The 9,028-nt window shown below is 64.8% G+C and carries 11 protein-coding genes; 8 read left to right on the top strand and 3 right to left on the bottom strand.

Translation table 11 applies throughout. The annotated features are described in order from the left end of the window. Nucleotides 1-141 precede the first annotated feature (141 nt). Nucleotides 142-654, bottom strand: a complete 513-nt coding sequence (locus QOI01_RS22690) for a hypothetical protein (RefSeq protein WP_526384929.1) — start codon at nt 652-654, stop codon at nt 142-144. Between the two features lie 593 nt (nt 655-1,247). Here QOI01_RS22690 and QOI01_RS22685 point away from each other — a divergent pair. Further along, nucleotides 1,248-1,679, top strand: coding sequence for a hypothetical protein (locus QOI01_RS22685; protein WP_526384927.1), 432 nt, complete (start codon nt 1,248-1,250; stop codon nt 1,677-1,679). A 25-nt stretch (nt 1,680-1,704) separates the two neighbouring features. On the opposite strand, the gene QOI01_RS22680 is transcribed toward QOI01_RS22685, so the two are convergent. Continuing rightward, entirely contained in the window at nt 1,705-2,178 is a 474-nt protein-coding gene (locus QOI01_RS22680) for an FAS1-like dehydratase domain-containing protein (protein WP_526384925.1), read from the bottom strand. Nucleotides 2,179-2,381: 203 nt separating this feature from the next. After that, nucleotides 2,382-2,630 carry an LppP/LprE family lipoprotein gene (locus QOI01_RS22675; protein WP_526384923.1) on the bottom strand — a complete coding sequence of 83 codons (249 nt, stop codon included), beginning with the start codon at nt 2,628-2,630 and terminating at the stop codon, nt 2,382-2,384. Between the two features lie 565 nt (nt 2,631-3,195). On the opposite strand from QOI01_RS22675, the gene QOI01_RS22670 reads away from it, so the two are divergent. The 7 genes from QOI01_RS22670 to kdpB all read left to right on the top strand — a co-directional run. Beyond that, nucleotides 3,196-3,585, top strand: a complete 390-nt coding sequence (locus QOI01_RS22670; protein WP_526384931.1) for a RodZ family helix-turn-helix domain-containing protein — start codon at nt 3,196-3,198, stop codon at nt 3,583-3,585. 251 nt (nt 3,586-3,836) lie between these two features. After that, nucleotides 3,837-4,508: a DUF6611 family protein gene (locus QOI01_RS22665; RefSeq protein ID WP_526384921.1), complete on the top strand. Its 672-nt coding sequence runs from the start codon at nt 3,837-3,839 to the stop codon at nt 4,506-4,508. Next, on the top strand, nt 4,454-5,545 hold the full coding sequence (locus QOI01_RS22660; protein WP_526384919.1) for a magnesium and cobalt transport protein CorA: 1,092 nt from the start codon (nt 4,454-4,456) through the stop codon (nt 5,543-5,545). The genes QOI01_RS22665 and QOI01_RS22660 overlap by 55 nt, the downstream gene beginning before the upstream one ends. Nucleotides 5,546-5,731: 186 nt before the next feature. After that, complete coding sequence (locus tag QOI01_RS22655; protein WP_318975390.1) at nt 5,732-5,830, top strand: potassium-transporting ATPase; 99 nt, start codon at nt 5,732-5,734, stop codon at nt 5,828-5,830. Then, nucleotides 5,827-5,916 carry a K(+)-transporting ATPase subunit F gene (gene kdpF / locus QOI01_RS22650; protein ID WP_526384917.1) on the top strand — a complete coding sequence of 30 codons (90 nt, stop codon included), beginning with the start codon at nt 5,827-5,829 and terminating at the stop codon, nt 5,914-5,916. Before QOI01_RS22655 ends, kdpF begins: the two co-directional genes overlap by 4 nt. Next, nucleotides 5,916-7,586, top strand: coding sequence for a potassium-transporting ATPase subunit KdpA (kdpA, locus tag QOI01_RS22645; protein ID WP_526384915.1), 1,671 nt, complete (start codon nt 5,916-5,918; stop codon nt 7,584-7,586). The genes kdpF and kdpA overlap by 1 nt, the downstream gene beginning before the upstream one ends. A 1-nt stretch (nt 7,587) precedes the next feature. Next, a partial coding sequence (gene kdpB, locus QOI01_RS22640) for a potassium-transporting ATPase subunit KdpB (protein WP_526384913.1) occupies nt 7,588-9,028 on the top strand: 1,441 nt, incomplete at its 3' end.

The raw sequence follows: 9,028 nt of genomic DNA, 5'->3' as shown, positions 1-9,028 counted from the left end.
GTCGCTGAGCTGCGGGGTCGGCCGCAGTCATCCTCCTCGGCGCATGCAGCTCCCAGAGCGTGGTGGACAAGGGCGGTCCGTCAGAATTCGTACTCGACGAGCCCAAAAGCCGGACCAGACGTTGAAGGCGGGCCTGGGCGGCTAAGCGTACGCCGTCCCCGACGGCACATCGTGGCGACCGTCGATTCGCTTGGACAACAGTGCAATCCACGCTTGTAGGCCAGCGATGGGTCCGTTCTCAGCAGGTCCGCGATCGATCCCGGGTGCCGTTCGCCGCTCCAGCAGCTCGACGATCCGTCGACACCTGGCGGCCTCGAGCACCACTTCGTCGCGCAGAGCACTCGCGAGTCGATCTTCGGGCCAGCGGCCGTAGAACGCCGCAGACTGATTGAGTAGCACGATCAGCTCCGGTGTGGCTTTCCACACGGGACGACGCGCCACCCGGCTGGCAGCGCCGCCGATCGCGAGTAACGCCAGCAATGAGGCGAGCGTGAGGACCCACCAGCCGACACCGCCGAAGGCGGAGTGCTCGGCTCGCCCCGACGCCAGCACCGACCGTTGCCAGACCGTCCCCAGGGACGACACGTCGCCGCCCGCGTTGACGCGGACAGCGATGGTACTGAGGACCTCGCCTACGAGGGCCGTCGGCTGCACGAGCAAAGTCTAATGCGACGCCCGACGGGCAGTTGCGTTTCTCGAATATGGGGCGTAAGGCGTGGAGGTCGCGCTCGCGGTCTTACTCCAGCGCCGCCGCCCCGCCTCGGACGCAACTCGATGCGACAACGTCTTCGCATGGCACGGGTATCGCGATACCGAGACGCTCGGTGAACGTAGCCCAATACGGATACGAGCGCGCCAGGGTCATTCTCGGCAAATTGTGATCCGGCCCTGATCGTTCCGTCGCCGCCCATGTAGTGAAGGTCGTAGACGCCCACTATGTCCGCGATGAACAAGGTGTCGAAGCGTCCCCACTCCAGGGTCTACGCCGCGTCGACGTTAGACTGGAGTCACTCTTGACTCCCCGAATCTTGGAGGCCAGATCCGAATGTGGCTGTAGTTCAACGGGTTACGCCGCTCAAACTCTCTATCGAGGGGACCGTCGAGACCGCGGGCGTGGCATCTCGTCGTCCTGCCGACGGTTGCCCTCCCTGCTCTCGAATCCGAGGACGGTATTTCGAAGGCCCTTGAATGACGTCCATTGCGTCGTAGAGTCGATTGCGTGTCGGTTCCGAACCGGAGGTGACGATATGGGCGATGACCTCGTCGACCGCATCGGGGTGCTGGTTGATCATCAGATGGCAGGCGGTGAACCGCGCAGCGGATGCAACTTCGGTGACCCGGCCTACCCACTCTGCTCACACTGCGATCGCCATTGGCACGGCCTCCCCGTCACGGAACGGATTGCCGGGATGTATGCCCTCGGTCGGTTCGACGACCGCTACCTGTCTGCCGAGGACGACAGCCGGGTGTTGTGTGAAGGTTCGGAGTTCATCGGCCCCATGCCTAGCGAGGCGAACGCGTATACCTACTCCATGCCGCCCGAGTGGTTGGACCAACTGATGAGCGACACGGCGAGCTACGTCGCCGCCCATATCGGCTTGGTGCTGGGCCCACACATCCACCCAGGCGTCCTGTGCGAAATGATCGAGCGGTCCCGCCTCGGCTACGCGCCGGTGTAACTACCGCCGCTCGGCCGCGGACCGCTCACACGGAGTCGGTTTCGATGCGTTCTGCTGGTGCGCTGCGTCCGGCGAGCGTCGTGTAGTCCTCTTGGACCGTCTGGCCGTTCTGGTTGGTGATGCGGATCTTGAGCACCAGAACGTCTGCCCCAAAGGCCTGCCGAAGTGAATCGATACGGATGTGGCAGTACAGCGTGTCACCAGCCTTGACGGGTCGGAGGATCTTCAGACCCTGCTCGGCCTGGATGAGCTCCTCGTCGAGGATCGGAATGTTCGCGTGCGCGAAGAACGCCATCTGAGCGTGGTATCCGAAGACCGAAATGAAGGTCAGCGGAGCCAGAATCGCATCGTGGCCCAAGGCGCGCGCGGCGTCATCGTCGAAGTACGCAGCGTCCTCGTTCTTCACCGCCACGGCGTATTGGCGGATCTCTTCAGAGCCGACAACGTAGTGATCGGGATGCACGTAAGTCATGCCCACGATGTCCGGTGACAGGGCCATGACTATCCAACCTAGCTGGTGCGCGCCGCGTTGGCCGAGGTCGGACCGATGACGTCGACCCACGGGCGTCCCGGCACGAAGGCCGTCGGCCCCGGATCAACGCGAATCTTCTTGGATCACATCACGATCGGTGCCGCCGGTGGCGTCATCGGTGGGTGGGCGAGTCAGCCCACCCTCCGTTGCATGCCCCTGGCGCCTTTAGTTCAGCACCACGGTGTCGTCGGTGGTCCACGCGTCGTTGAACGACGTGAAGCCGTACGCCTTGGACGTCGCCGTCCCAGATAGGTGCCGCTGTGGAACATCAGCGCAGTCGTCGGAGAACTGCCCGTCGCTCCTTCCACCGTGACCAGGGCGGTGGACAAGGTCGCACAGGGGTCGAAGTTCCCCTCGAAGGTCCGAGAGTCGGCATCCCATGCCCGGTCGGTTCCCGGGTATGTCGGTAGTGATCTCACGGCATCGACGACGTCTTCGGAGGCGAGATTCCTTCCGCATAGCGGTGCGGCAGTTGCTGGTCCGCATGCCAGAACAGCCCCAGCCACCAGGACCACGCCCAGTAGCGGTAGTGATGCTAGAACCTTCACCTCACCCGCCCTCGATCGTGGTGTGTCCTCCCTCGCGCCCCAGCTTGTCACCCGGTGGTCGGGATTTCGTGGACGTCGCCGTCCGTTTCTTCGGCCGCCCCGCCTCGTCGACCCCAAGCCACAGCGTCGAGTCCGGAGCTGAACGACCAGGCCTGTAGCGACCCCCCGCAAACGCCGCACGGACAACCGTTGAACGGATCACCGATGCGCCGTATGACGGAGGTGGTCTTCGGTTGAATCGACCGTGATTAGGCGTTAGGTTTCTCGGGGCTCCAGTCACATTCACTGGGTTTTGGGGCGGCGTCGGGCCCCTACTTTGTCACTGAATCGGTGCGCCTCGGTGCGCCACGAAACGAAACGAGGAGCGGTGGCCAACGGCACGCCAGACGAAGGTGAAGCACCAGTCATTGTCAGTGTCGCCGATGCGGCAATGCACATGTACACCGCGGCGATCGAGTCGCTGCCCGATCCGAGCGACGGAGAGTTTGCTTCGCGCGCCGCCGTGGTGCTGAGCGGACTACGCAAGCTGGAGGCCGCGATGTCGCAGGCAGCGAGTCGCAACCGAGCCACGCCGGCTGTCATCGTCGCGCTCAGCGGAGTACGTACCAGCTACGACGAATTGGCCGAGACGGCGGCTGACGGACCGGGATCGACGCTCGGTCAGCGGCTTTACCTCACACGCAAGCGCGCCAAGCTGAGCGCGCAGGAGGCTGCCAATGGAGCCGGTCTGCGGCTGGATCTGATACAGGCCATCGAGGCCGAGGAGCCCGCCACCGAGGACGAGTACACGAAGATCAAGGCATTGATCACCGCACTCGGCGGCTGACGGGACGGCGCACACGTCATTGCCGGAGCCGAGTTCCCCGTCGACGGAAGCGGCTCTGAACCTTGGACCCACGGCCTGCGGATGTGGGCGGGGTAGGCGACGCATCAATGCTGGCGGCGTGCCCAACGCCGCCGTCCACTCATCGCTGGAAACTCACGATCCGTAGGGATTCCGTAAATTTCCTCGCCGCCGCCGTAGGGATCGCGTTGAGATGGCCGCCATGCGCAGACGCCATGGGTAGACCTGCATTCATGAGTGACATCCAGACGCCGCCCGCCGATGGCGAGTTCCATGACGGCACACAGGCTCAACGGGCGCCCGGACCCCTCCACCCGATCGACCGGCATCCCCCGATTCCCACGGTCGTTGGCCCTCTCGCGCAGCCGGTCAGCTCCGAACGTCGGGCATTCGCGCGGTGGTGGGCCGTCCTGCTCGACGGCAGTCACGACTGGGGTTCCGTCGACGTCTCGCCCACCCGGCACGGCGTGACGCGGTACCGGCTCGTGTTGTTTCCCCCCGGCCTCGACATCGCCGAACGGCGGTTACTCCGCTCATGGCGGGTGTGGCCCACATGGGGCGCGGTGCTCTGGGTGGTGTCGCAGATCGTTCTGGGCTCCTTCCTCACGCCAGCAACGGCGTTCGCTGCGTCCACGATCGCCTACCTTGCCAGCGGCGCCATCCTGTTCGCCCGGGTGGCCGAGTTGCGGGCACGCGTACTCACACTGAGCGTCGTTCGCATCGCCGGCTATCCCGACCCGCAGTCCGCGACCATGTTCACGGAACTGAAGTCGCTCGTCGCGACGCTGCGCCAGGCAGACGCCCAACGTGATCGAGGGCAGTCGTGTCCGGCTGAGCATGAAGCCATTTGGTGGCAGGTATACGACCGGCTGAGCCAGAACCAAGCCCGGCCCGTCACCCCTTGAGCAGACTCGGACTCGGATACCAGGCTCGCGTTTCGGCCGCCAGCGCCATCGTGGACTGCGGCGTCTACGTCGATGGCCGCCGGCTTCCCGACACACCCAACCTCGTCGCCGCCCTGGCGAAGGTGCACGAACTCGGCGAGGGCTTTGTGTGGATCGGGTTGCACGAACCGGACATCCACCAGATGCGAGAGGTCGGCGAGATCTTCGGCCTGCATCGGCTCGCTGTCGAAGACGCCGTGCATGCTCATCAACGGCCCAAGGTCGAACGCTATGACGACACCCTGTTCCTCGTCCTCAAGACGGTGAAGTACATTCCCCACGAATCGATCTCGAAGGCCCGCGACATCGTCGGCACCGGTGAGATCATGATCTTCGTCGGGCGCGACTTCGTGGTGACGGTGCGCCACGGCGACTTCAGCGGGTTGGCCGGAGTTCGCATGCAGCTGGACGACGATCCCCACCAATTGCGGTTGGGTCCGTTCGCCATCATGCACGCCATCGCCGATCACGTCGTCGATGACTACCGCGAGGTCTCGCTGCGGGTCGAGACGGACATCGACCTGATCGAGGAGCAGATCTTCGCACCGCGCAGCGCAACGGAGATCGACCAGATCTACCTGCTCAAGCGTGAAGTCCTCGAGCTGAGGCGGGCGGTCAACCCGCTGTCCGATGCGTTGCAGGAAATCGTCTCGGACAACAAGGACCTGATCTGCAAGGAAGTGCTCCGTCATCTGCGCGACGTCATCGATCACCAGACCCTGGCGGCCGAGCGGATCAACAGTTACGACGAGCTGCTGACGTCACTGTTGACGGCCGCATTGGCCCGGACGGGCATGCAACAGAACCTCGACCTGCGCAAGATCTCGTCCTGGGTGGCCATCGTGTCGGTGCCGACCATGCTGGCCGCCATCTTCGGCATGAACTTCGAGCACATGCCGGAGCTGCAGTGGACCTGGGGCTACCCCACGGTGCTTGCCGTGATGGCCACGGCCTGCGTGATTCTCTACCGCACCTTCCGTCGCAACCACTGGCTCTGAACCGCAGGCGGAGTCCGTCACCGCGGGCAGCGCATGGATTCCGTCAAGGTCCCCTTCACTGCCGTAAAGGAACCGTAAAGGACCCCTATTCAGGGTGTTTTCGAGGTCTAGCTTTCCAATCAGTGTCACGTCGCGAAAGTGTCGGGATGGCCACAGCGAGTCGTTGGTTCCCGCCCGGCTTGCTCAGTGAATGGAGATGAAATGTCGGTGTTGCTGTACGTCGTGCTGACGGTGGCGATCTTCGCGCTGCTCGGCCTGGTGCAGAAGTTGGTCGAGGGACTGTGAGCGCCGAAAACCTGATCGGCCTGGTGCTGGTGGCAGGGCTCGCGGTGTTCATGGTGGCAGCCCTGCTCTTTCCGGAGAGGTTCTAGTGAGCACCACCACCGCGGGGATCACGTTCCTCGCCCTTCTGGTCTTGGCACTGGCCGCGGTCCACGTGCCCTTCGGCGACTACATGTACCGCGTGTACAACTCCGAGAGGGATTCCCGCGCGGAACGCATCATCTACCGCCTCATCGGTGCCGATTCCAAGTCCGAACAGACCTGGGGCTCCTACGCCCGCAGCGTGCTGGCCTTCTCGGCGATCAGCGTCCTGTTCCTGTTCCTGTTCCAGCTCCTGCAGGGCAAACTTCCTCTGCACCTGAACGACCCGGGTACACCGATGACGCCGGCGCTGGCGTGGAACACCGCCATCAGCTTCGTCACCAACACCAACTGGCAGGCCTACTCGGGTGAATCCACCCAAGGCCACCTCGTCCAGATGGCGGGCCTGACGGTGCAGAACTTCATCTCCGCGGCAGTCGGGATGGCCGTGGCCGTCGCCCTGGTCCGCGGCTTCGCCCGCACCCGCTCCGGTGAGCTCGGCAACTTCTGGGTTGACCTGGTGCGCGGCACTTTTCGGATCCTGCTGCCCATTGCCTTCATCGCGGCCATCATCCTGATAGCGGGCGGGGTGATCCAGAACTTCCATCTGCACGATCAGATCGTCACCACCCTCAACGGGGCGCAGCAGACCATCACCGGCGGGCCGGTCGCCAGCCAGGAGGCGATCAAGGAGCTCGGCACCAACGGTGGCGGCTTCTTCAACGCCAACTCCGCGCACCCGTTCGAGAACCCGACGACGTGGACGAACTGGATCGAGATCTTCCTGCTGCTGGTCGTGGCGTTCTCGATGCCCCGCATGTTCGGCCGCATGGTCGACAGCAAGAAGCAGGGCTACGCCATCGTCACCGTCATGGGCGTCATCGCGCTGCTCAGCACGACGCTGATGTGCGTCTTCCAGATGCAGCACCATGGCACGGTCCCCACCGCGATCGGCGCGGCATCCGAAGGCGTCGAACAGCGATTCGGAGTGTTCGACTCGGCGGTCTTTGCCGACGCGACTACGCTGACCTCGACGGGCGCAGTCAACTCGTTCCACGACTCGTACACCAGCCTCGGCGGCATGATGACGCTGTTCAACATGCAGCTCGGTGAGGTCGCGCCCGGCGGAACCGGTTCTGGCCTGTACGGCATGCTGATCCTCGCGGTCATCACGGTGTTCGTCGCGGGCCTCATGGTCGGCCGCACACCGGAGTACCTCGGAAAGAAGATCACCCCGCGCGAGATCAAACTGGCGGCAAGCTACTTCCTCGTCACACCGCTGATCGTGCTGACCGGGACGGCCGTCGCCATGGCGCTGCCGGACCAACGCGCCTCGATGCTGAACACCGGCCCCCACGGCTTGTCAGAAGTGTTGTACGCGTTCACCTCTGCGGCCAACAACAACGGCTCGGCCTTCGCCGGTATCAGCGTCAACACAGTCTGGTACAACACCGCCCTCGGGCTGGCGATGGCGCTCGGCCGGTTCCTGCCGATCATCCTGGTGCTCGCCCTGGCCGGCTCGCTGGCCAGGCAGGGCAGCACGCCGGAATCCGTCGGGACGCTGCCCACCCACCGACCCCAGTTCGTCGGCATGGTCGTCGGTGTCACCGTGATCCTCGTCGCGCTCACCTTTCTGCCCGTCCTAGCGCTCGGGCCACTCGCTGAAGGAATTCACTGATATGTCCACTTCCACAATTGATTCCACTCCGGTCCAGCGGTCCGACCCGCCCGCCCCGAAGGGCGCGGTCAAGGGAGGTTTGCTCGACCCCAAGATGTTGATGAAGTCGGTCCCCGACGCGGTGCGCAAGCTGGATCCGCGCACGCTGTGGCGCAACCCGGTGATGTTCATCGTCGAGGTCGGCGCCGTGTGGTCGACGGTGTTGGCCATCCGCGAGCCGAGCTGGTTCGCCGGGCTGATCGTCGTCTGGCTCTGGCTGACCGTGGTCTTCGCCAACCTCGCCGAAGCGGTCGCCGAGGGCCGCGGCAAGGCCCAGGCCGACACCCTGCGCAAGGCCAAGACCGACATGGTCGCGCGTCGACTCACCGGCTGGGCGCCCGGCGTCCCTGGAACCGAGGAGGAGGTCGCGGCGCCGCAGCTTGCGCAGGGCGAGTTCGTGGTCGTCGAAGCAGGCCAGGCCATCCCCGGTGACGGTGACGTCGTGGAAGGCATTGCCTCGGTGGACGAATCGGCCATCACCGGCGAGTCGGCACCGGTGATCCGCGAGTCCGGCGGTGACCGCTCAGCGGTGACCGGTGGCACCACGGTGCTGTCGGACCGCATCGTCGTGAAGATCACCCAGAAGCCCGGCGAAAGCTTCATCGACAGGATGATCGCACTCGTCGAGGGCGCCAACCGGCAGAAGACGCCGAACGAGATCGCACTGAACATCCTGCTCGCCGCACTAACCCTTATCTTCGTCTTCGCGGTGGCGACCTTGCAGCCCTTGGCGATCTTCTCCAAGGCGAACAACCCCGGCGTGCCGGACTCCGCGGCCCTGGACGGCAATGGTGTGACCGGAATCGTGATGGTCGCGTTGTTGGTGTGTCTCATCCCAACCACGATCGGCGCCCTGCTCTCGGCCATCGGCATCGCCGGCATGGACCGGCTCGTGCAGCGCAACGTGCTGGCGATGTCCGGCCGCGCCGTCGAAGCGGCAGGCGACGTGAACGTCCTGCTGCTCGACAAGACCGGCACGATCACGCTTGGCAACCGGCAGGCCGCCGACTTCGTGCCACTGCCTGGCGTCACGCCCGAACAGCTCGCCGACGCCGCACAGCTGTCCAGCCTGGCCGACGAGACGCCCGAGGGACGCTCCATCGTGGTGTTCGCCAAGCAGGAGTACGGGTTACGGGCCCGTACCCCCGGTGAGCTCGCAGGCGCCGAGTGGGTCGAGTTCACCGCCATGACCCGGATGTCTGGCGTCAACCTCGAGGACGGCCACCAGTTGCGCAAGGGTGCAACGGCTTCCGTCGCCGAGTGGATCCGCGGACAGGGCGGGGTCATACCTGACGCGCTGGGCACGATCGTCGACGAGATCTCTGCGGCCGGCGGCACCCCGCTGGCGGTCGGTGAGGTCCGCAATGCCACGGCCTCGGTCCTTGGCGTCATCCATCTCAAGG

Origin of the sequence: Mycobacterium sp. (assembly GCF_032162605.1) — a bacterium.
GTDB lineage: Bacteria > Actinomycetota > Actinomycetes > Mycobacteriales > Mycobacteriaceae > Mycobacterium.
The sequence above is the reverse complement of the archived record's forward strand: the minus strand, read 5'-3'. Positions and strand labels throughout refer to the sequence as shown.